The organism is Citrobacter sp. Cpo074 (assembly GCF_030332745.1).
Lineage (GTDB): Bacteria > Pseudomonadota > Gammaproteobacteria > Enterobacterales > Enterobacteriaceae > Citrobacter > Citrobacter portucalensis.
In genome coordinates this window covers 1,506,655-1,528,694 of sequence record NZ_JAOWHG010000027.1, presented here as the reverse complement: position 1 = coordinate 1,528,694, position 22,040 = coordinate 1,506,655, and the positions used below count along the sequence as shown (strand labels likewise).

Sequence of the window (22,040 nt, the reverse complement as noted above, 5' to 3'; positions counted from 1 at the left end):
ACAGTGATAGGAAACCAAAAAATGAAGATAGCAACGATGAAAACGGGTATTGCTTCACTGGCGCTACTGCCGGGACTGGCAATGGCGGCACCGGCGGTTGCGGATAAAGCAGATAACGCTTTTATGATGATCTGTACCGCGCTGGTGCTGTTTATGACTATCCCTGGCATTGCGTTGTTCTACGGCGGTTTGATTCGCGGTAAGAACGTGCTGTCGATGCTGACTCAGGTGACGGTGACATTCGCTCTGGTTTGTATTCTATGGGTGGTTTATGGCTACTCACTGGCCTTTGGCGAAGGGAATAATTTCTTCGGCAACTTCAACTGGGTATTGCTGAAGAACATCGCGCTGACGGCGGTCACGGGGAGCTTCTACCAGTACATTCACGTTGCTTTTCAGGGATCTTTTGCCTGCATCACCGTTGGGCTGATTGTCGGGGCGCTGGCTGAGCGTATTCGTTTCTCTGCGGTGCTGATTTTTGTGGTGGTGTGGTTAACGCTGTCGTACATCCCCATTGCACATATGGTCTGGGGCGGTGGATTGCTGGCTTCTCACGGCGCACTGGATTTTGCGGGCGGGACGGTCGTGCACATCAACGCAGCGATTGCCGGTCTGGTTGGCGCGTATCTGATTGGCAAACGCGTCGGTTTTGGCAAAGAAGCCTTTAAACCGCATAACCTGCCGATGGTCTTCACCGGTACCGCTATTCTCTACATTGGTTGGTTTGGCTTTAACGCCGGTTCAGCGGGAACGGCGAATGAAATTGCTGCACTGGCCTTCGTCAATACCGTGGTCGCCACCGCTGCCGCCATCCTCGGATGGATCTTCGGTGAATGGGCGCTGCGTGGTAAACCGTCTCTGCTGGGCGCCTGTTCCGGTGCTATTGCAGGTCTGGTGGGCGTAACACCTGCATGTGGCTACATCGGTGTCGGCGGGGCGCTGATTATCGGTGTAGTTGCGGGGTTGGCTGGTCTGTGGGGCGTAACCATGCTGAAGCGTTTTCTGCGCGTGGACGATCCGTGTGACGTGTTTGGCGTGCACGGCGTGTGCGGTATTGTTGGCTGCATCCTGACCGGGGTTTTCGCTGCCAGCTCTCTGGGCGGCGTGGGATTTGCTGAGGGCGTTACCATGGGGCATCAGCTGCTGGTGCAACTGGAAAGCGTGGCGATCACCATCGTCTGGTCCGGCGTGGTGGCCTTCATTGGCTATAAGCTGGCGGATATGACGGTGGGTCTGCGCGTACCGGAAGAGCAGGAACGCGAAGGTCTGGATGTGAACAGTCACGGCGAGAACGCTTACAACGCTTGATGTTTCAATCTGCCGGATGGTAACGCTTTTGCGCCACCATCCGGTAATTCTCAATTGCGATTACGCATTACCCCTTCCTGCACGGTAGAGGCGACCAGCACGCCGTCCTGCGTATAAAACTCCCCGCGTACAAAACCTCTGGCACCGGAGGCCGAAGTACTCTCGACGTTATACAACAGCCACTCATTAATATTGAACGGACGGTGGAACCACATTGAATGGTCAATGGTGGCGATCTGAATCCCTTTTTCCAGAAAACCAATCCCGTACGGTTGCAGCGCTACAGGCAGGAAGTTCAGGTCTGAGGCATAACCCAGCAGATATTGATGGACGCGCAGATCGTCCTGCAGCTCGCCGTTTGCACGGATCCATACCTGGCGCGCCGGAGGTGCGACGTGACCTTTTAAGGGGTTATGAAATTCAACCGGGCGCACTTCCAACGGACGATCGTTGATAAATTTTTCTTTCAACAGCGGCGGCAGTAAATGCGCCACTGAGCGGGCAATTTCTGTTTCTGATTTCAGCTCATCGGGACCCGGCGCATCCGGCATGGTTTTCTGATGTTCAAATCCGTCTTCCGGTGCCTGGAAAGAGGCGGTCATGTAAAAAATGGGTTTACCATTCTGAATTGCGGCAACGCGGCGCGCGCTGAAGCTGTTACCATCACGCAAGACTTCTACATCATAGATGATGGGTTTTTGGCTATCGCCGGGGCGTAAAAAGTAGCTGTGGAAGGAGTGCACCAGACGCTCTTCCGGTACGGTTTCTTTGGCGGCATACAGCGCCTGACCGACAACTTGTCCCCCAAAAACCTGACGTAACCCTAAGTCTTCACTTTGGCCCCGAAAGAGTCCTTCTTCAATTTTTTCCAGATTTAACAATGTCAGCAAATTTTTCAGCGCCAGACTCATACGTGCTCTCCAGGTTATATCGATCTCGCAGCGAGGTAGGCAGAGTATAACGCAATTTTGAAAGTGGTCCGATGGGTGCAATTGTCTGAATTAAAGGCCTATTACAGGCAAAAACAGCTGTCTTGTGCCACACTTAGTCACGTTATGTTTTTGTTAACCACTCTTCTGGCGAGGAAAGTTCTCGCTGGTGCATAGATGATAAGGAGAATTTAATGAAACTCGTGCACATGGTAAGTGGTTTAGCGGTTGCGGTCGCTCTGGCGGCCTGTGCTGATAAAAGTGCAGATATTCAGACACCTGCGCCAAGCCCTAATACGTCAATTGCTGACACACAGTCTAAAATTCAACAGCCAAATGTTTCTGGTACGGTATGGATCCGCCAGAAAGTGGCCTTGCCACCCGATGCGGTGCTGACCGTCACGCTGTCAGATGCGTCGCTGGCCGATGCACCGTCAAAAGTGCTGTCGCAAAAAGCAGTCCGTACTGAAGGTAAGCAGGCGCCATTCAGCTTTGTATTACCATTTAACCCGGCAGATATTCAGCCTAACGCCCGTATTCTGCTGAGTGCGGCAATTACGGTTAATGACAAACTGGTCTTTATTACTGATACCGTTCAGACGGTCATTAATCAGGGTGGTACGAAAGCCGATCTGACGCTGGTTCCTGTACAGCAAACAGCAGTACCGGTTCAGGCAAGCGGTGGGGCAGCCACCACGGTGCCGTCAACGTCACCAACCCAGGTGAATCCTTCTTCTGCCGTTCCTGCTCCCACGCAGTACTAAGGCAGTCGTAACCCTCTCCGCCTGGAGAGGGTTAGTACACCCAGCGATAGCGCTGTAAATCGATCTGCCCGCTTCCTGAAACCACTATTCCTTCTGCCAGCAACGCCTGACGCTGCCGTTGTAAGTCGGGGCCGGTCAGCGAAATGGCACCATGACGATTAACCACCCGATGCCAGGGCAAAGTGCTGCCTTCGGGGAGACGCTTAAGCACGCCGCCGACCTGGCGCGCAGCGCGCGGCGAACCGGCAAGCCTGGCAACATCGCCATACGTGGTGACGAAACCTTCGGGGATTGACGCGACGATATGCCAGACGCGTTGGGGGAAAGTGTCTTGTATATCCATTATTTATTCCTGCGCTAATCCTCCAGCATAATGCCGAATGGCGAGGGAGTGAAGCCGCATTGCACAAGAAAACAGCATCCGATGCTGGATGGGTTGCAATTACAGGGTGCAGCAGTGATAATGCGCCTGCGCGTTGGTTAACAACGCTCTCAATGGGGGCTCTGTTGGTTCTCCCGCAACACTACTCTGTTTACCAGGTCAGGTCCGGAAGGAAGCAGCCAAGGCAGATGACGTGTGTGCCGGGATGTAGCTGGCAGGGCCCCCACCCAATTCTGCCGTCCGGCAATTTCCCTTCTTCTTATCTTCTTTTCTTTGTCATCGTATTGTCATTTTATTGTCATCAAATGCTGTCAATGTGTTTCGGGGATGTTATTTGTTGCTTTTGCCGCCGCCATCGCGCTGTAACGACAGGGTCTTACATCCGGTGTGTTTTGGCTGACCACAAGGATTTTCTACGATGTCGACCGCTGTATTGAATGTCAAAATTGATGAGGCGCTAAAAGAAAAGCTTCGCCATTACGCTGAAGTGCATAACGAAAATTTAAGTGTTGCGACGGAAAAACTGCTGCTGATTGCGTTTACCGCCGTTGAAGAGGCAGGAGTCTCCGCTGAGGATATCGATAGCCAGCATACGGAAGAGTCCGTAGTTGAAGCACTGACTCCTAAAGAAATCAAAGCATTGCGCAGACTACTGAAGAAGAAAAAATGAAACAACAACCGCTCTCAACCGCCAGTAATTACGGCGAAGCTTGTGATTTACTACGCTCCGGTTATGTGAAACATGTCCGCCTGAGCTGGAATGTCGGCAGCGACGAGTTCTTCCGAATTGCCTCCGACTGGTGTGATGCTGGGGCAAAAATTAAGAAAGACGGTGAAAATTTCGTGATTTCACTGAAGGGTTTTCCGGTTCCCCCTCAGCGGTAATATCACCGGGACTCTCTCATCCATCCCGGCTTCTAAGGGCGAGTCCTTTGACTCGTCGCTTAGATTATTTTGCGTACTTTCCCGCTGCTGGCCTGCAAACGCAGGTTATCCCAAATGGGTTGTAACACCCTGAAGGCGGCACGCGCTGTGTCATCCGGCAACGTGAAAGGCATACGCAAAAAACGATCGAATGCGCCATCAAGCCCAAACCGCGTACCGGTTCCTAATTGAATGCCTACGCTTTCGGCGCGCGTAGCGAATAGCGTTGCCAGCGTATCGGGCAGTTCAACCCAAAAAGAGAGTCCTCCCTGTGGCTGGGTAAACTGCCACTCCGGGAAATGTGCGTTCATCAGGCTCGAGCACAGATCGCGCTGCGATGTGAGTAGCCGTCTTCTGTCAGGAAGAAAGTCGGCGGCGTTATCCAGCAGCCAGCTGGTGGCAAGTTGTTCAAGCACCGGGGAGCCTAAATCGAAGGTGTCGCGGGTTTGTACCAGCGCCGCAATGGTTCGCGCCGACGCCCGGATCCAGCCCAGACGTAATCCCCCCCAAAAGCTTTTCCCGGCTGAACCCAATAGAATGATCGGCGCGTCGCGATTGAATGCGGCAAGCGGCGGCGGCGGCGGGGCGTCATACCACAGGTTCACCATCGTCTCATCGACCACCAGGGTAGTGCGGGTTCGTTCGGCAATATCCGCCACGACCTGGCGAGTTGCAGCGTCCATGCAACGCCCGGTCGGATTGTGAAAGTCCGGCATCAGGTAGGCCATTCTCGGTGCGGTTTGCGCGATGGTGGCGACCAGACCCGCGGTATCCCAACCGTGCTCGGGTAGCGACACGCCGACGGGGCGACAGGATGCGCCTTGAATCGCGGCAATCGCCAGCGGATAAGTGGGGTGATCAACCACTACGCGATCGCCGGGGCCGGTGAGCAAACGCAGGATCAGCGCCAGGCCACTGACTGCACCATTCACGACCATGATTTCATCGGGCTGCGTCGGGAGCCCGCGATCGCAATAATGCTGAGCGATGGACTCACGCAATACCGACAGCCCCTGCGGCAAATACCCGGAGCTCAGCAAATGCTGTGGCATAGCAAACAGCGCCTGCTGGTAAGCCTGATGAATTTCGGGACCGGCACTTAGCGCCGCCGTGGACAAATCAAGCGCTGTGCCGGTGCTGGTCCGGGTTGGCACATGGCGAATATGTTCCGGCAGGATCACCCGTGAGCCGCTACCATGACGGCTTTCCAGATATCCCTCTTCACGCAGTTGCGCCATAGCGCTGGCGACGGTAGTTCGACTTACTTGCAGGACGACGGCGAGCTCGCGTTCACCCGGTAAGCGGCTATCCAGCGCCAGCCGACCATCGAGAATAAGCAGACGTAACGCTTCTGCCAGCTGTCGCCAGATGGGCGTTCGCGAGGGGCTTTCCAGCCAGTGTCCGAGCAGGCGTTGCAAAGACTGACTTCCATAACGGCGAGATGACATAACAGTCCACTTTTTGAAAACTGGACATTAATCATAGTGCCAATTGCGGTGAAGATGAAAGTTATCCGAGAGTGGGAGGGAAATGCATGCTGCGTCGTTTACTTCAGTTATATATCGGGCTGGCGCTGTACGGTGTATCGACGGCCATGTTTGTCCGTGCTGATTTAGGGGCCGATCCGTGGAACGTGTTTCACCTGGGTGTAGCCAATTTATTGTCAATGAATATCGGCGTGGTGATTATTGCCGTGGGCGTGTTGGTGCTGCTGGCGTGGATACCGCTGCGCCAGCGACCAGGCTTTGGCACACTGAGCAACGTGATTATGATCGGGCTGGCGGCAGATGCCGCGCTGCTGGTGATTCCTGGATTTGAATCCCTGCTGGCGCGCAGTGGGCTGCTGGTGTCAGCGGTAATATTGAATGCGTTAGCAACCAGCCTGTACATTGGCGCAGGTTTTGGCGCCGGTCCGCGTGATGGTCTGATGACCGGTATCCACGCGCGTACCGGCTGGCCAGTACGACGAATTCGAACCGCAATCGAAGTGTCGGTGCTGCTTATCGGTTGGCTGCTGGGGGGAACCGTGGGGGTTGGTACGGTGCTGTATGCCTTGGCTATCGGACCGTTGATTCAGCTTTGCCTGCCGTGGTTTCGGCATCAGCCGCAGTCACGTACGCGTATCAGGAATGCACCTGGGGCGCGATCGCCTACTGGCGACTAAACTTAACCTCGACTGACGCGGCCGGAATCGGCTTGCCGCGCAGTACACTTCGGAGGTTTTTCTCATGAAGTATGTTGATGGCTTTGTGGTTGCCGTACCCGCTGAAAACAAGGAGGCGTACATTGCGATGGCGGCAAAAGCAGCTCCGCTTTTCAAGGAGTTCGGTGCATTGCGCGTAGTGGAGTGCTGGGCAGATGATGTCCCCGACGGCAAACTGACCGATTTTCGCATGGCTGTGAAAGCACAGGAGCATGAAGAAGTGGTATTCAGCTGGATTGAATACCCTTCCAAAGAGGTCCGCGATGCGGCGAATCAGAAGATGATGTCCGATCCCCGTATGAAGGAGTTCGGTGAATCTATGCCATTTGATGGCAAGCGAATGATCTACGGTGGATTTGCGCCCATTATGGAAGAGTGATGTGACTGGCTGTGCGGCGTGCCGCCAGCCATCTCAACATCAACAGCAATGTTAAAGCCGTTTTTCTGCCCACAGAATAAATTCCGCCTTCGGCAGCGCTTTGCTGTAAAGCCAGCCCTGACCGTACTGCACGCCATGCTGGCGTAGCCAGGCTTCCTGATTCTCGGTTTCGATACCTTCCGCCACCATCTCCAGCTTCAACGTTTTCGCTATCTCGATAATATGTGGAGTCACGTTGTTGTACTCCAGTGCATCAACGAACGATTTGTCTATCTTCAGGATGTCGACATCCAGATCCTGTAAATAGCTCAGGCTGGAATAGCCGGTGCCAAAATCATCGATATAGATCGAGTGGCCTGCCTGACGGTATTTAGCAATAAACGGCGCGCTGTTTTTCGGGTCGGCAAACTCGCGTTCGGTTAGTTCCAGCGCGATTTGCGTAGGCTTAAGTTGCCAGTGGTTCACTTTCTGACTTAACAGAGCAGGAAGCGTTTCGGAGGCCAGATCGGCTGACTCAAGATTGATGGATATATGCTGCTCCGGATGCTGACGCAGCCATTTGCCTAAATCTTCAAATACGCTTTCAATAATCAATCGTGTGAGAGGCTCTGTCAGCCCGGTCTCTTGCGCCAGCGCGACGAAAATTTCTGGCGACAGATAGCTTCCGTCAGCCTGTTGCCAGCGAGCCAGTGCTTCAGCCCCGACGACTTTTCCCGTTTTGAGCGAGATAATTGGTTGGTAGTAGACCTTGATATCCCGATGCTGGATAGCGTCCTGTAACTGGTGATGGGGCGACTGTAAGCGGCGCAAAATGCGCAAAACAAAGGCGGCGGTGAGCAAGCCGATAAGGATGCCTGCCGGAAGCCAGATCAGCGCCTGTCGGTGCCAGGTTTTTTGTAACGGCAGGGTAGATGCCCAGGTTACGATCGTGATACCCAGTTCCGGGAAGGGGCGAGCGTTAAAAATATTGCCATCCTTCTGAAAATGGGTAATCGAGCTCTCTTGTTTTACATGCTGTAAAACGTCCGATGGCAGGTTGGCGCTACTGGCAACGACTATGTTGCGCACGGTTCCAATGATAGTGACTTCAATCGGCCATGAGCCAAACGGGATGACGTCAATAAAAGAGCCCGGATCGACCATCACAACATAATGTTCGCTCCCTAATGCCGCCATAAAACGCTTGATACCTAAATCGTTTTGCGTAGTAAGCCATGCGCGATATCCATCAGGTGTGACTTTCATCGCTGATGGAAACGCGGCGGCCTTACTTCTTTTTTCCAGGGATGAGCATTGTGGAACATTATCTTTGAGGTACAGCACTTCCTGAATATAGCGATAGCTATAGGACAAACGACGCATTTCCAGCAAATGCTCGTCACTGCAAGGCACTCCCTGAAAAGCTTCAATATTGCGTAATGCTTTTTTCGCCTGCTCGCCTACGCGTTCCGTACGTAATGCGACTCGAGTTGAGAACATGTCGAGTTCATCGATAAATTTCGTTTCGACCTGACGATGTGCCAGCCACAGGCTTAAACCTACAGGCGCGAGGATGGAAAGGAACAGTACCCCAGTCACCAGGCTTATCAGATGTCGTGTTGTCACAGTGATATCCTTATTTACACAGCGTAGGGAAAGTATATCCGAAACCCCAAAAAGCTATTCGATTGGCATCATATATTTACGGCCATTTATCATCCCGTTTGACTCCCTGTAGCGTAAATCAGGTTGTGGTTTGTACAAGAGTGGTGTATTTTTATGGTTATGTTATAACGTATCAAATTGAGGTTGCTATGAAACCGGATATTCATCCTTTTTATCGTACCGTGGTGTTTCACGATACCAGTGCCAATGAATTCTTTAAGGTCGGTTCGACCATCAAGACTGAGCGTGAAATTGAGTTTGAGGGGAAAATGTACCCGTACGTGACCCTCGATATCTCTTCTAAATCACATCCGTACTATACCGGGAAACAAAAAACCTTTGATAATGAAGGTAGTGCAGCACGTTTCCAAAAACGTTTTGGTCATTTTATTGGCGTTAAGCGGGGTTAAAATGCAGGTACTCAATTCACTTCGCAGCGCAAAACAGCGCCATCCTGACTGCCAGATAGTAAAACGCAAAGGGCGTTTGTACGTTATCTGCAAAACGAATCCGCGCTTTAAAGCAGTACAGGGGCGTAAAAAAAGACGTTAGTTTCTTTGCCAGCATTTCAGGGATTAAAGTGCGTTACCTTCGCAGGAACGCACTTTTTTTATCTGTGCTGAGATGCCGTTACTGGCTGGTCTGGGCGCGGGTAAGCGTAAAGACATCGTAAAACGAGAGTTCGCCTTTGCGCGATATCATCTTTTGCAGCTGTGCTTTATGTTCGCTATCCACGGACGGTGAGTGCAGGATAGTATCGATGAGAGAGGAGGGGACAAAGCGAGTGTTGTACCATTCTCCGTTATAGCAAACTCTAAAATCCAGAACGTCGATATCTTCAAAGCGGTATCGTGGCGCAACGTCGAAAAAGAAAAAGCCGTTGAGTACAACGAACAGCACCACCAGCAGCCATACTGAATCGACTAACGTTTCTGACTGTAGCATCACCGCCAACGTGGCAAACCACGCAACATACATGCCGATAAACAGCCCTGGGTGTTTGCGAATAAAGCTGATGCTAAAGCGCGGTTTGTTATCGCGCTTCTCGCGAATATTTAAGTCGTCGATTGTTTCAGTAAGCAGGCGCTGTATTTCTGTCATCTCTTGCCTTCGTGATATCTGCAAAATTCAGGAGGGATCGCCCTATTTTAAAAGGGGATACCCTTTGAAGAAAGTAACAGATTAACCGCAATTTAGCATAACAGTTACATTTAAGATCACAGCGTTTTGATGATCCTTGCGGGATTGCCCCCAACCACGGTGTTTGCCGGAACGCTTTTAGTGACCACTGCGCCTGATGCCACAACCACGTTATCGCCCAGCGTGACGCCGGGATTGATCACTGCACGGCCACCTATCCAGACATTATTGCCGATAGTCACGGGCTTTCCGAACTCCAGGCCACTGTTGCGCTCGGTAGCATCCAGCGGATGGGTCGCGGTATAGATATGAACGCCTGGTGCCAGCATGCAGTTGTCGCCAATATGAATTGGACAGACGTCGAGCATAACGCAGTCGAAGTTGGCGTAAAAGTCTTTACCAAGATAGATGTTATAACCGTAATCACAACGGAAAGAGGGTTCAATATAGGCTCCCTCACTCTGACCTAACAGATCGTGCAGGATTGCCTGACGCTCATTTTTTTCATCGGGAGCGGTGAGATTGTAGCGATGGATCAACTGACGAGCGCGTAGTCGGTCACTGCGCAGCATTTCATCTGCCGGGCGATAGTATTCGCCGGCGATCATTTTTTGCTTTTCATTACGCATTACGAATTCCCTGTGTACTGAAGGTTATTTCAGCACAGTAAAACGTAATGCAAACAAGGGGAACGTTCCCGCTCCTTTGCTGTGATCATAGTCACGCGATTTGAATTAAATAACCATTGTAAATACGAAAATGGTCAGCCAGACAACGGTACCGCTATACCTGACTTAACCTTGAGTGCAATTAGCGAATGAATTTCCAAACAGAAGTTGGAATCTTGTCGTAAAGCTTATTCATGGTCAATTCAGCAAGGCGATGATCTGCTGCTGAGTAAAATACAGCCAGTTCGTTGTCGGACAATTCATATTTATTTTTTTCAATAACGCGCTCTAGCGTATCAATTGTCTGGCAACGTCGCAGGCGCATCAAATAATCTGTTTTAGTTAATGGTTTATCGGACATAACTCTTACCTATGATTGTAATAATTTTTAACAAGACAAACTAACAGGATTAGCCCTGGTGGCATTGACAAAACAGCGAAACAGTCGATTACCTGACTTCCGCCATTTCTGCAGATCCTGCGTATTAATACCATAACTGCTGAACAACATAAAAGTGTCATCCAAGTATTCATCTATCTGCGCGATCAGCTTATTGTCCTCATTGTACTTAATTTTATAATTAAGTGCGAAGGTTGCAATATGCTCTATCAGTTCATTGAGCTGCAAGCTGGTTGCAGAGGTAGGGTCATTAACCCAGCCATGGTTACTTTGTTCAAGGTTTGCAAGACAGTCATGATACAGAGTTTCGCAGAGAAATTTAAGCTGCGCGATATCATGTCTTTTGGGTGAGTATTCATCCATAACGCATCCCCTTCTTAGTGGCTTAAACTAACCGAACACCTTTCGGGATGGATACAACAACTACCTGGAACTTGCCCGCGACTCCTGATGATTTAACTATAATCTACTCTAAAAAAGATTTCATCGTCATATCACGAAAAATTACAATTATGTAAAATTATGATGCTACGTCATTTTTACATTTTAACAGATAAATGCCGCTATTCGAAATGGGACAATTTCTTTATTCTTCGGGCAATCATCGGGTTATCTTGTTTAGGTTTAGCAACGAAAGGCAACAACCGACAATGTGAACCAGTGGATAGGATTAATCTTAATATTTATTAAAGTAAATAAGAACTCTCGCTGTTTTTTTAAGAATAGCCTTTAAGGCTGCAAGGATTATATCGCTTATTTATCCGATAGAAAATAAACGGAATGGCAATAAGTGATTTTTATGATTTTTCCAGAAAAAAGGCCGCTTGCGCGGCCTTATCTTCAGAGATGTATCAATGATGCTCTACTGAGTGGCTATGCTCAATATCTTCATTTTTGCGGCTAAAGCGGCGGCGTACCACCACAAAGAACACCGGAACAAAGAAGATCGCCAACACGGTTGCCGTCACCATCCCGCCCATTACGCCAGTACCAACGGCGTTCTGTGCACCGGAACCTGCGCCGGAGCTGATGACCAGCGGCATTACGCCCAGAATAAAGGCCAGTGACGTCATCAGGATTGGACGTAAACGCATGCGTACTGCGTCCAGCGTCGCCTCTATCAGACCTTTACCTTCTTTATCCATCAAGTCTTTGGCGAATTCGACGATAAGTATCGCGTTCTTCGCCGACAACCCAATGGTTGTGAGCAGGCCTACCTGGAAGTAAACGTCGTTGGTCAGGCCGCGGAACGTTGCTGCCAGCAATGCACCGATAACACCCAGCGGTACAACCAGCATTACGGAGAACGGAATTGACCAGCTCTCGTACAGCGCTGCCAGACACAAGAACACGACGATCAGTGAAATGGCATACAGGGCAGGGGCCTGGTTGCCGGACAGTCGTTCCTGGTAGGACATACCGGTCCAGTCATAACCGATACCGGATGGCAGTTTGCTGGCCAGTTGCTCCATCATGGCCATGGCTTCACCGGTACTTTTACCCGGAGCGGCCTGGCCTAAGATTTCCATGGACGGCAGACCGTTATAGCGTTCCAGACGCGGTGAACCGTATTCCCAACGTGAGGTAGAGAAGGCGGAGAACGGTACCATCTGTCCATCGCTGCCGCGGACATACCAGTTTCCAATATCTTCCGGCAACATACGGTATTTCGCTTCAGACATGACGTAAACTTTCTTCACACGACCACGGTCGATGAAGTCATTCACGTAGCTTCCGCCCCATGCTGCACCCAGCGTTGTATTAATATCACTAATGGAAACGCCCAGAGCCTGCGCTTTTTCCTGATCGATATCGATCTTGAACTGCGGCGTATCTTCCAGACCGTTAGGACGAACACCGACCAACAGATCAGGATGCTTCGCGACTTCACCAAACAGTTGGTTACGCGCCTGAGTCAGCTTCTCATGGCCCAGACCTGCCTGGTCAATCAACTGGAAGTCAAAACCGGTTGCGGTCCCTAACTCCACAATCGCTGGCAGGTTAAAGGCAAAGACCATCGCGTCTTTGATCTGCGAGAATGCGCCCATTGCACGTTGAGTAATCGCTTCAACTTTGTTCTCTTTACCTGGACGTTCACTCCAGTCTTTCAAAGAGACGAATGCGATACCGGTGTTCTGACCACGACCTGCAAAACCGAAGCCGTTAACGGCAAACACCGATTCAACGTTCGCTTTTTCTTTGGTCAGATAGTAATCCGTCATTTCGTCCAGTACCTTCTGGGTACGCTCTTGCGTTGCACCCGCTGGCAGCTGAGCCATAGACAGGAATACCCCCTGATCTTCATCTGGCAGGAACGAACTTGGCAGACGAACGAACAGATAGGCCATGCCCACAACGATGATCAGATACAGCGCCAGATAACGACCGGTGCTGCGCAGAATACCGCCTACGCTATCGGTGTAATGGTGCGTACTCTTATCGAACATGCGGTTAAACCAGCCGAAGAAGCCTTTTTTGCCTTCTCCGTGATCGCCTTTAGCAATCGGTTTGAGCATGGTCGCACACAGGGCAGGGGTCAGAATCAATGCCACCAGTACAGACAACGCCATCGCGGAAACAATGGTGATGGAGAACTGACGGTAAATTGCACCGGTAGACCCCCCGAAGAACGCCATTGGGATAAATACCGCTGACAGTACCATCGCGATACCCACCAGTGCGCCCTGAATCTGGCCCATTGATTTACGCGTTGCTTCCTTCGGCGGTAGTCCTTCCTCAGCCATTACACGTTCAACGTTCTCGACCACAACGATGGCGTCATCCACCAGCAGGCCGATGGCGAGCACCATCCCGAACATCGTCAGGGTGTTTATCGAGAAGCCGAAAATCGCAAGGACGGCAAACGTACCCAAGAGCACCACCGGCACGGCGATAGTCGGAATCAGCGTCGCGCGGAAGTTCTGCAGGAACAGATACATTACCAGGAACACGAGGATGATTGCTTCCGCCAGCGTTTTCACTACTTCGTGAATAGATATTTTCACGAACGGCGTGGTGTCATACGGGTAAACGATCTTCAGACCTGACGGGAAGAACGGTTCCATCTTCTTCAGTTCATCGCGGATAGCGTTTGCTGTATCCAGGGCGTTAGCACCTGTCGCCAGCTTGATACCCAGACCGGATGCCGGTTTACCGTTGAACTTCGCAATGATGTCGTAGTTCTCACCGCCCAGTTCCACTTTCGCCACGTCACGCAGACGAACCTGGGAACCATCCTGATTCACTTTCAGCAGAATTTTGCTGAACTCATCAGCAGAGGTCAGACGGGTTTGCGCGATGATTGACGCGTTAAGCTGCTGGCCTTTCACCGGTGGTGTACCACCTAACTGACCGGCTGCAACCTGGGCGTTCTGCGCTTTGATGGCGCTGATTACATCAACCGGCGTCAGCTGGAAGTTGTTCAGTTTGTTCGGATCCATCCAGATACGCATCGCGTACTGAGAACCGAACAGCTGAACATCACCCACACCTGAAGTACGGCTGATGGCATCCTTCATGTTGGCGCCAACGTAGTCGGAAATATCCTCCTGCGTCATGGTGCCGTTGGTGTTGATAACACCGACAACCATCAGGAAGCTGCTGGATGACTTCTCAACGCTAACCCCTTGTTGCTGTACTTCCTGAGGCAGCAACGGCATGGCCAGCTGCAGTTTGTTCTGCACCTGTACCTGCGCGATATCCGCATCAGTACCAGACTGGAAGGTTAGGGTGATCTGCACGGTACCCGTGGAGTCACTGTTAGAGGACATGTACATCAGGTTATCGATACCGTTCATGTTCTGTTCGATAACCTGCGTAACAGTATCCTGTACTGTTTTGGCATCAGCGCCAGGGTAGGTCGCGGAGATCGTCACTGCTGGCGGTGCAATAGTTGGATATTGCGCTACCGGCAATTTGAGGATCGCGAGCCCCCCTGCCAACATGATGATAATGGCGATCACCCACGCAAATATTGGGCGATCGATAAAGAAATTAGGCATGTCTTAACGGCTCCTGTTTAAGTTAAGACTTGGACTGTTCAGGCTGGCTACCGCTTTGGCCTTGCTGGTTGTTATCAGCGGTGATTTCCTGCGCTTTTACCTGCGCGCCAGGACGTACTTTCTGCAGTCCAGTAACAATCACGCGGTCGCCCGGCTTAAGTCCATCAGTGACTAACCATTTATCGCCAATCGCTTGTGCCGCGACAATTTGACGAGTTTCCACTTTGTTGTCTGCACCGATAACCAATGCACTGGCTTCGCCACGCGGTGTACGGGTAACGCCTTGCTGCGGAACCAGTAATGCCGTTGGGTTAATCCCTTCTTCCAGACGTGCGCGGACGAACATACCCGGCAGTAAGGTGTGATCCGGGTTAGGGAAGATGGCGCGTAACGTAATCGACCCGGTGGTTTGATCAACCGTCACATCAGAAAATTCCAGCGTACCGGACTGCGGGTATTTAATGCCGTCGTTGGTCACCAGTTCGACTTTCGCTTTGCCGTTCTCTTGCTTCAGCGTGCCGTTGGCCAGCTCTTGTTTCAGGCGCAGGAAGTCGTTGCTTGACTGCGTCACGTCCACGTAGATCGGGTCCAACTGTTGAACGGTCGCCAGTGCGGTCGCTTGACCGTTTTGCACCAGAGCACCTTCCGTAACGGATGATTTACCAATGCGGCCGCTGATCGGCGACGTCACTTTGGTATAGGCCAGATTGATGCGTGCAGTTTCTACCGCGGCTTTCGCGGCGACAACGGCGGCGTTCGCCTGCTGTGCGTCTGCCTGCGCGCTATCGTAATCCTGTTGACTGATGTACTTAGTACCCAACAGTTTCTGATAACGTTTAACCGTCAGTTGAGCGATATTTGCTGCGGCTTGTGCTTTGGCCAGATCGCCTTTTGCGCTTTCATAAGCGGCCTGGTAAGTTGCAGGATCAATCTGATAGAGAGATACACCCGCTTCGATATCGCCACCTTCCGTGAAATTACGCTTCAGGATAATACCGCTAACCTGAGGACGAACTTCTGCAATGCGAAACGCACTGGTGCGACCCGGAAGCTCAGTTGTTATCTGTAGAGGTTCAGTTTTGAGCGTAACAACTCCAACCTCTGGCATCTGCTGGCCCCCTTGTTGGGCCTGTTTGTCGTCACATCCTGTTAGCGCTAAGCTGCCTGAGAGCATCAGAACGACTGCCAGAGGCGTTAACCCTCTGTTTTTGTTCATATGTAAACCTCGAGTGTCCGATTTCAAATTGATCAATGGCTTAAAGCCCATAAACCCATTGCTGCGTTTATATTATCGTCGTGCTATGGTACATACATTCACAAATGTATGTAAATCTAACGCCTGTAAATTCACTGACATATGGCACGAAAAACCAAACAACAAGCACAGGAAACACGACAGCATATTCTCGATGTTGCTCTGCATTTGTTTTCGCAACAAGGGGTATCATCCACCTCGCTTGCGGAGATCGCAAAAGCCGCTGGTGTCACGCGCGGTGCAATCTATTGGCATTTCAAAAACAAGTCGGATTTATTCAGTGAAATCTGGGAGCTAGCAAAACCTAACATTGATGAGTTAGAGACTGAGTATCAGGCAAAATTCCCCGACGATCCACTATCAGTATTAAGAGAAATTTTAATTTACGTTCTTGAAGCTACCGTGACAGAAGAACGCCGACGTTTGTTGCTGGAAATTATATTCCACAAATGCGAATTTGTCGGGGAAATGGCCTCTGTTCAGTTAGCTCAACGCCATCTTTGTATTGAAAATTACGATCGTATCGAACAAACATTGCGACACTGTATGGATGCCAATATGCTGCCGGAAAACCTGAACACCCGTCGCGTGGCGGTCCTGTTGCGCAGCTATATTACCGGAATCATAGAAAACTGGTTATTTGCCCCCGAATCGTTTGATCTGAAAAAAGAAGCTCGGGAATACGTCGCTGTGCTGCTGGAGATGTGCCTTATGTGCCCAACTCTGCGGCTTGGCGTGGCGGAAATCCACTAAACGTTTTGGGCCTGTACCAGGAATTCTCCTGGTCGTTTTGCCTGCTGCTATTCTGCCGGTCACAGCCGTGATATTCTTGCCGCTTGACTATTTTCGGTCACTTTTCCGGTTCAGAAACGTTCATTCTCATGACTATGTTGCAGCTCTATAAACGTTCACAGCATCTTATTGCTATTACCATTCTTTTCTTCATTCTCTTGCTATCTTGCCAGTCGTCTGCTTTTGCGCGGGCGCAACAGAGTGGTGAACTGCCGACGAAAGCGGATATTCAGAGCCAACTGGACGCGCTGAGTAAACAAAAAGATCTCTCCGCGCAGGATAAGCTGGTCCAACAGGATCTCATCGATACCATCGCCACGTTGGATAAAATCGATCGCGTGAAAGATGAGACCGTACAGCTTCGCCAGAAAGTTGCCCAGGCACCGGAGAAAATGCGTCAGGCGACGGATGCGTTAAATTCGCTCAGCGATGTCGATAACGACGATGAAACGCGAAAAACGCTGAGTACACTCTCCTTGCGACAGCTTGAGTCGCGCGTGGCACAGGTTTTGGATGACCTGCAAAGTGCGCAAAACGATCTTGCCGCTTACAACAGCCAACTGGTGTCGCTCCAGACGCAGCCAGAGCGTGTGCAGAATGCGATGTACACCGCGTCGCAGCAAATGCAGCAAATTCGTAATCGACTCGATGGCAACAATGTGGGAGAGGCTGCGTTACGCCCCAGCCAGCAGGTGTTGCTGCAGGCACAGCAGGCGCTGCTGAGTGCGCAGATCGACCAACAGCGTAAGAGCCTCGAAGGTAATACTGTTTTGCAGGATACCTTGCAAAAACAACGTGATTACGTAACAGCTAACAGTAACCGGCTTGAACATCAGCTCCAGCTTCTGCAAGAAGCGGTGAACAGCAAACGACTGACGTTAACCGAAAAGACAGCTCAGGAAGCGGTAACGCCGGATGAAGCCGAGCGTATTCAGTCAAATCCGTTAGTGAAGCAGGAACTGGACGTTAACCATCAGCTAAGTCAGCGTCTGATTGCCGCGACCGAAAACGGCAACAACCTGATGCAGCAGAATATCAAAGTCAAAAACTGGCTTGACCGCGCGCTGCAATCCGAACGCAACATTAAAGAACAGATTGCCGTCCTGAAAGGCAGCCTGCTGCTGTCGCGTATTCTGTATCAGCAACAACAAACGCTGCCGTCGGCGGATGAACTTGCCGATATGACCAACCGGATCGCCGATTTGCGTCTGGAACAGTTTGAGATAAACCAGCAGCGTGATGCGCTATTCCAGAACGATGCGTTTGTCGCCAAACTGGAAGAAGGGCACAGCAACGAAGTGAATGGTGAAGTCCATGATGCCCTGCTGCAGGTTGTGGATATGCGCCGTGAACTGTTGGATCAGCTGAACAAGCAGCTGGGCAACCAGTTGATGATGGCGATTAACCTGCAAATCAATCAACAGCAGCTAATGAGCGTGTCGAAGAACCTGAAAGGGATCCTCACGCAGCAAATATTCTGGGTAAATAGTAACCGTCCGATGGACTGGGACTGGATCAAAGCCTTCCCACAAACGTTAAAAGACCAGTTTAAGTCGATGAAAATCACGGTGAACTGGGAAAAAGCCTGGCCCGCCGTCTTTATTGCGTTCCTGGCGGGGCTGCCACTGCTGCTTATTGCCGGGTTAATCCGCTGGCGTTTGAAATGGTTGAAAGAGTATCAGGCGAAATTAGCCGCCGCAGTAGGGAATCTGCGTAATGACAGTCAGCTCAATACACCAAAAGCGATTCTGATCGATCTGATCCGAGCGTTACCTGCGTGCCTGATTATCCTCGCCTTGGGCCTGATTCTGCTTACCATGCAGTTGAATATCAGCGACCTGCTGTGGGCGTTCAGTAAGAAGATGACAGTCTTCTGGCTGGTGTTTGGTCTGTGCTGGAAGGTGCTGGAAAAAGATGGCGTGGCAATTCGTCATTTTGGTATGCCAGCGAAACAGACAAGCCACTGGCGCCGCCAGATCGTGCGTATTAGCCTGGCGCTGTTACCGCTCAACTTCTGGTCGGTCATTGCTGAGCTGTCGCCGCTTAATTTGATGGATGATGTGCTGGGTCAGGTAGTTATTTTCCTCAACCTGCTGCTGATCGCCTTCCTGGTATGGCCAATGTGTCGTGAAAGCTGGCGTGACAAAGAGTCGCATGGCTTGCGTCTGGTTACCATTACTGTCCTCTCAATTATCCCGATTGCATTAATGGTGCTGACGGCGACAGGGTATTTCTACACCACGTTGCGCCTGGCCGGTCGTTGGATTGAAACGGTCTATCTGGTTATCCTTTGGAACCTGCTGTATCAGACGGTACTGCGTGGATTGAGCGTGGCGGCACGTCGTATCGCCTGGCGCCGTGCCTTAGCGCGTCGTCAGAACCTGGTGAAAGAAGGGGCGGAAGGAGCCGAGCCGCAGGAAGAACCGACCATTGCGCTTGAGCAGGTTAACCAGCAAACGCTGCGTATAACAATGCTGGTGATGGTTGCGCTGTTTGGTATTCTGTTCTGGGCAATTTGGTCCGATCTAATCACCGTGTTCAGTTATCTCGATAGCATTACGCTCTGGCATTACAACGGCACCGAAGCGGGAGCTGCGGTGGTGAAAGACGTCACCATGGGCAGCCTGCTGTTTGCGATTATTGCCTCAATGGTCGCGTGGGCGCTGATCCGTAACTTACCCGGCCTGCTGGAAGTGCTGGTGCTGTCGCGACTGAAGATGCGTCAGGGCGCTTCGTATGCGATCACCACGATCCTTAACTACGCGATCATCGCCATCGGCGCGATGACGGTCTTCGGATCGCTCGGTGTTTCATGGGATAAGCTACAGTGGCTGGCAGCAGCCCTGTCGGTTGGTCTTGGTTTTGGCTTGCAGGAAATCTTCGGTAACTTTGTTTCGGGTCTGATTATTCTGTTTGAACGCCCGGTCCGCATCGGCGATACCGTGACTATCGGTACGTTCTCAGGAACGGTCAGCAAGATCCGTATCCGTGCCACCACTATTACCGACTTCGATCGCAAAGAGGTGATCATCCCGAACAAAGCATTTGTGACGGAGCGTTTGATCAACTGGTCGCTTTCCGATACCACCACGCGTCTGGTGATCCGCATCGGCGTGGCCTACGGTTCGGATCTGGATAAAGTGAAGAAAGTGCTGCTGCAGGCGGCGATGGAACACCCGAAAGTGATGCACGATCCAGAGCCTGCGGTGTTCTTTACCGCCTTCGGTGCCAGCACGCTGGATCATGAACTGCGTTTATACGTGCGTGAACTGCGCGATCGTAGCCACACGGTTGATGAACTGAACCGTGCGGTCGATCGTTTGTGCCGTGAAAACGACATTGATATCGCCTTTAACCAGCTCGAAGTGCATCTGCATAACGCGAAAGGTGATACCGTGACCGAGGTTAAGCGTGACATCATTAAAGGTGATGATCCGACGCCTTCGGTAGGTTAAGTTGCAATCAGGGCGGCATATTTGCCGCCCTGATTGCATTTAGTGCGCCAGCGCGACCAGTTCTTCCTGCGTCAGGCCTGTAAGGTGCGTAATCAGCTCCAGTTCCAGGCCGCGGGCGAGCATTTTTTGTGCGATATTACGCGCTTCAACCTGCCGACCTTCTTCTAACCCTTTTTCCAGCCCTTGTTGTATGCCTTCCACTCTGCCTTTTTCTTCCAACCATTCGGCAATCGTCATCAGCTGTTCCTTGTACTGTGGCGCACTCTGCGCCAGATGGCGGACAAGTACGCCGGGTTCCGTGGTATTTCCTGCTTTAAGCATGTAATTAATCAAAACGTCGATTTGATATTCTGTCAGATGCTCTTGTGTTAAGAGTGTGACCAGTTGATCCAATAGCTCACTCAGATCCCGTCGACGAATATGTTTTTGCAGGAGTTCCAGCATCGCTACCCGTTGATGCTGCAAGATCTGATTATCTGGCATTACGGTCAGGTCTACCAGTGTAAATTCATTGCCGTAAAGCGCTTTCGCAAGCTTTGGTTCGCTCAACAGGTGATGCCAGTTAAGGGTATAAGGCCACGGACTTTCCATACCATGGTAAAACAGGATAGGAACGACCAGAGGTAATGTCTTATGCCCGGCGTTAAGATGGTGTTGCATGGCGGCAATTGCGTAGCGCATCAGGCGAAAGGCCATGAATTTATCGGGCTTACTCTGATGTTCAATCAGTGCGTAAACGTAGCTGGGTCCATGTGTTGTTTGCAGGGAATAGAGGATATCTGAATAGCTGGTATGTAAATCGTCCTCAATAAAGCTGCCTGATTCCAGCGTTAATGTATCCATATCGCATATATTGAGAAATGCTTCAGGCAAATGGATCTGCAAAAAATCTCGGGCAACCTCCTTTTGCGTCAGCATTTGCCGAAAGACCGCGTCGTGGGGTGTTGTGGGGAGTCGTTCCATGATCTGTCCGTTATCGTCGTGATGTTGCGACGACTCTGACACCGAAGCCAATGGCAGACCAGAGGGCAATTAATCAGTTTGCGAGGTGCCTTCCGCAGTTTTAAGTTTGTTTTCATAATCACGCATGACGATCTCCAGCGCGCGTAGCACCGTTCGTGCTGGTAGCTGATTTTCCTCAAGTAAAACAATCAAATCGACGGCCAGTTTGACCTCGTCCGGGGCGTTCTCTAATGACATAAATTCTCCGGGGATTAGCGGGTTAAACGCGCCAGCACGTTTTCTATTCTTGCCAGAGCATGGCGACAGCGCGCCAGTCGCGCCTCGAATGCTTCTACTTCACGATGCAGTTTTTGCTGTTCTTCAAAGCCGGTAGCCTGAGCCAGACGCTCTTTGCGTTCACGCGTCATTTCAACCAGACGGCGTTCAAATTCCTGATGTTGGACCCGCTTGCGCTGCCAGCGCGCCAGACCTGGAGAAGCGCTGTCCCACTCTCGAAGGGACCAACTGGCGGTTTCACGTGAAATCGCCTCTAACTGTGAGGCAAGGTGTTCCGCAAGCCAGGTGATTTGTGGGAGTTGTTGCTGCTCAACGGCGCGACGCAGGGCAGTAAGATTATCGTCAGCCTCATCCAGACAGGCCTGCAGCAACGTGCTGCGCGTGTGAAACAGATGCCTGTCAAAGCGGGCGCTAAGCGTTGTGTGGTGCGCCAGCGGGGCGCAGTGTTGTCGCAAGCGGTTAAGCTGGTTTTCGAGCGTCTGTAACAGCATGGCGGTTTTCACAACAACACTCCGATGAAAATGAGAACCGTTATGCTAAAGTAGCGATTCTCTGTG

At 51.2% G+C, this 22,040-nt stretch carries 22 protein-coding genes, 1 other RNA gene and 1 pseudogene; 11 read left to right on the top strand and 13 right to left on the bottom strand.

Translation table 11 applies throughout. The annotated features are described in order from the left end of the window. The first annotated feature begins 21 nt into the window (after positions 1-21). Positions 22-1,308: an ammonium transporter AmtB gene (amtB, locus tag OGX83_RS11955; RefSeq protein WP_008783954.1), complete on the top strand. Its 1,287-nt coding sequence runs from the start codon at positions 22-24 to the stop codon at positions 1,306-1,308. Positions 1,309-1,358: 50 nt separating this feature from the next. On the opposite strand, the gene tesB is transcribed toward amtB, so the two are convergent. Then, the gene (tesB, locus tag OGX83_RS11950; RefSeq protein WP_003831027.1) at positions 1,359-2,219 is read right to left on the bottom strand and encodes an acyl-CoA thioesterase II; all 861 of its coding nucleotides are present in this window, start codon (positions 2,217-2,219) and stop codon (positions 1,359-1,361) included. A gap of 212 nt (positions 2,220-2,431) precedes the next feature. Here tesB and OGX83_RS11945 point away from each other — a divergent pair, with 212 nt between their 5' ends. Next, entirely contained in the window at positions 2,432-3,001 is a 570-nt protein-coding gene (locus OGX83_RS11945) for a YbaY family lipoprotein (protein WP_003021666.1), read from the top strand. Positions 3,002-3,032: 31 nt separating this feature from the next. Here the strand turns inward: OGX83_RS11945 and OGX83_RS11940 are convergent. Continuing rightward, a pseudogene (locus OGX83_RS11940) lies at positions 3,033-3,422 on the bottom strand (MGMT family protein). Between the two features lie 84 nt (positions 3,423-3,506). Between OGX83_RS11940 and ffs the strand changes: the two are divergent. The 3 genes from ffs to OGX83_RS11925 all read left to right on the top strand — a co-directional run bounded on the left by ffs (position 3,507) and on the right by OGX83_RS11925 (position 4,268). Further along, an RNA gene (gene ffs / locus OGX83_RS11935) (signal recognition particle sRNA small type) lies at positions 3,507-3,603 on the top strand. Positions 3,604-3,801: 198 nt separating this feature from the next. Then, a complete protein-coding gene (locus OGX83_RS11930) occupies positions 3,802-4,053 on the top strand; it encodes a hypothetical protein (RefSeq protein ID WP_003831029.1) in 252 nt (83 codons plus the stop codon). Continuing rightward, on the top strand, positions 4,050-4,268 hold the full coding sequence (locus tag OGX83_RS11925) for a hypothetical protein (protein WP_008783956.1): 219 nt from the start codon (positions 4,050-4,052) through the stop codon (positions 4,266-4,268). The genes OGX83_RS11930 and OGX83_RS11925 overlap by 4 nt, the downstream gene beginning before the upstream one ends. A gap of 59 nt (positions 4,269-4,327) precedes the next feature. Here OGX83_RS11925 and yczR read toward each other — a convergent pair whose 3' ends face one another. After that, positions 4,328-5,755, bottom strand: a complete 1,428-nt coding sequence (gene yczR, locus OGX83_RS11920; RefSeq protein ID WP_174770618.1) for a MocR-like transcription factor YczR — start codon at positions 5,753-5,755, stop codon at positions 4,328-4,330. Positions 5,756-5,841: 86 nt separating this feature from the next. Between yczR and yczE the strand changes: the two genes are divergently transcribed. Both yczE and OGX83_RS11910 read left to right on the top strand, forming a co-directional pair. Continuing rightward, positions 5,842-6,471, top strand: coding sequence for a membrane protein YczE (yczE, locus tag OGX83_RS11915; RefSeq protein ID WP_032942547.1), 630 nt, complete (start codon positions 5,842-5,844; stop codon positions 6,469-6,471). Between the two features lie 64 nt (positions 6,472-6,535). Then, positions 6,536-6,889 carry a DUF1428 domain-containing protein gene (locus OGX83_RS11910; RefSeq protein WP_008783959.1) on the top strand — a complete coding sequence of 118 codons (354 nt, stop codon included), beginning with the start codon at positions 6,536-6,538 and terminating at the stop codon, positions 6,887-6,889. Positions 6,890-6,940: 51 nt separating this feature from the next. Here OGX83_RS11910 and pdeB read toward each other — a convergent pair whose 3' ends face one another. Then, on the bottom strand, positions 6,941-8,494 hold the full coding sequence (gene pdeB / locus OGX83_RS11905; protein WP_103284816.1) for a cyclic di-3',5'-guanosine monophosphate phosphodiesterase PdeB: 1,554 nt from the start codon (positions 8,492-8,494) through the stop codon (positions 6,941-6,943). 188 nt (positions 8,495-8,682) lie between these two features. Here pdeB and OGX83_RS11900 point away from each other — a divergent pair, with 188 nt between their 5' ends. Together OGX83_RS11900 and ykgO are read left to right on the top strand one after the other, a co-directional pair. Further along, the gene (locus tag OGX83_RS11900) at positions 8,683-8,943 is read left to right on the top strand and encodes a type B 50S ribosomal protein L31 (protein WP_008783961.1); all 261 of its coding nucleotides are present in this window, start codon (positions 8,683-8,685) and stop codon (positions 8,941-8,943) included. A gap of 1 nt (position 8,944) precedes the next feature. Continuing rightward, positions 8,945-9,085 carry a type B 50S ribosomal protein L36 gene (gene ykgO / locus OGX83_RS11895; RefSeq protein ID WP_005125190.1) on the top strand — a complete coding sequence of 47 codons (141 nt, stop codon included), beginning with the start codon at positions 8,945-8,947 and terminating at the stop codon, positions 9,083-9,085. 78 nt (positions 9,086-9,163) lie between these two features. Here ykgO and OGX83_RS11890 read toward each other — a convergent pair whose 3' ends face one another. From OGX83_RS11890 to acrA, 6 genes are all read right to left on the bottom strand, one after another. Continuing rightward, positions 9,164-9,634 carry a YlaC family protein gene (locus tag OGX83_RS11890; protein WP_020996574.1) on the bottom strand — a complete coding sequence of 157 codons (471 nt, stop codon included), beginning with the start codon at positions 9,632-9,634 and terminating at the stop codon, positions 9,164-9,166. Positions 9,635-9,750: 116 nt separating this feature from the next. Further along, on the bottom strand, positions 9,751-10,302 hold the full coding sequence (gene maa / locus OGX83_RS11885) for a maltose O-acetyltransferase (RefSeq protein WP_008783963.1): 552 nt from the start codon (positions 10,300-10,302) through the stop codon (positions 9,751-9,753). Positions 10,303-10,483: 181 nt separating this feature from the next. Continuing rightward, on the bottom strand, positions 10,484-10,702 hold the full coding sequence (hha, locus tag OGX83_RS11880) for a hemolysin expression-modulating protein Hha (RefSeq protein ID WP_002892050.1): 219 nt from the start codon (positions 10,700-10,702) through the stop codon (positions 10,484-10,486). A gap of 27 nt (positions 10,703-10,729) precedes the next feature. Further along, positions 10,730-11,104 carry an Hha toxicity modulator TomB gene (gene tomB, locus OGX83_RS11875; RefSeq protein WP_003021733.1) on the bottom strand — a complete coding sequence of 125 codons (375 nt, stop codon included), beginning with the start codon at positions 11,102-11,104 and terminating at the stop codon, positions 10,730-10,732. A gap of 488 nt (positions 11,105-11,592) precedes the next feature. Further along, complete coding sequence (gene acrB / locus OGX83_RS11870) at positions 11,593-14,742, bottom strand: efflux RND transporter permease AcrB (RefSeq protein WP_008783964.1); 3,150 nt, start codon at positions 14,740-14,742, stop codon at positions 11,593-11,595. 22 nt (positions 14,743-14,764) lie between these two features. Then, positions 14,765-15,958, bottom strand: a complete 1,194-nt coding sequence (gene acrA, locus OGX83_RS11865) for a multidrug efflux RND transporter periplasmic adaptor subunit AcrA (RefSeq protein ID WP_286588087.1) — start codon at positions 15,956-15,958, stop codon at positions 14,765-14,767. A 141-nt stretch (positions 15,959-16,099) separates the two neighbouring features. Between acrA and acrR the strand changes: the two genes are divergently transcribed. Continuing rightward, positions 16,100-16,750 carry a multidrug efflux transporter transcriptional repressor AcrR gene (gene acrR / locus OGX83_RS11860; protein WP_003831045.1) on the top strand — a complete coding sequence of 217 codons (651 nt, stop codon included), beginning with the start codon at positions 16,100-16,102 and terminating at the stop codon, positions 16,748-16,750. 128 nt (positions 16,751-16,878) lie between these two features. Next, positions 16,879-20,244, top strand: a complete 3,366-nt coding sequence (gene mscK / locus OGX83_RS11855) for a mechanosensitive channel MscK (RefSeq protein WP_048235963.1) — start codon at positions 16,879-16,881, stop codon at positions 20,242-20,244. A gap of 39 nt (positions 20,245-20,283) precedes the next feature. Here the strand turns inward: mscK and OGX83_RS11850 are convergent, their stop codons facing one another. The 3 genes from OGX83_RS11850 to priC all read right to left on the bottom strand — a co-directional run bounded on the left by OGX83_RS11850 (position 20,284) and on the right by priC (position 21,986). Further along, complete coding sequence (locus tag OGX83_RS11850; protein WP_286588085.1) at positions 20,284-21,207, bottom strand: Rpn family recombination-promoting nuclease/putative transposase; 924 nt, start codon at positions 21,205-21,207, stop codon at positions 20,284-20,286. A gap of 69 nt (positions 21,208-21,276) precedes the next feature. Continuing rightward, on the bottom strand, positions 21,277-21,444 hold the full coding sequence (gene rsmS / locus OGX83_RS11845; protein WP_065772037.1) for a pleiotropic regulatory protein RsmS: 168 nt from the start codon (positions 21,442-21,444) through the stop codon (positions 21,277-21,279). A gap of 14 nt (positions 21,445-21,458) precedes the next feature. Beyond that, positions 21,459-21,986, bottom strand: coding sequence for a primosomal replication protein N'' (gene priC / locus OGX83_RS11840; RefSeq protein ID WP_008783968.1), 528 nt, complete (start codon positions 21,984-21,986; stop codon positions 21,459-21,461). Positions 21,987-22,040: the final 54 nt, after the last annotated feature.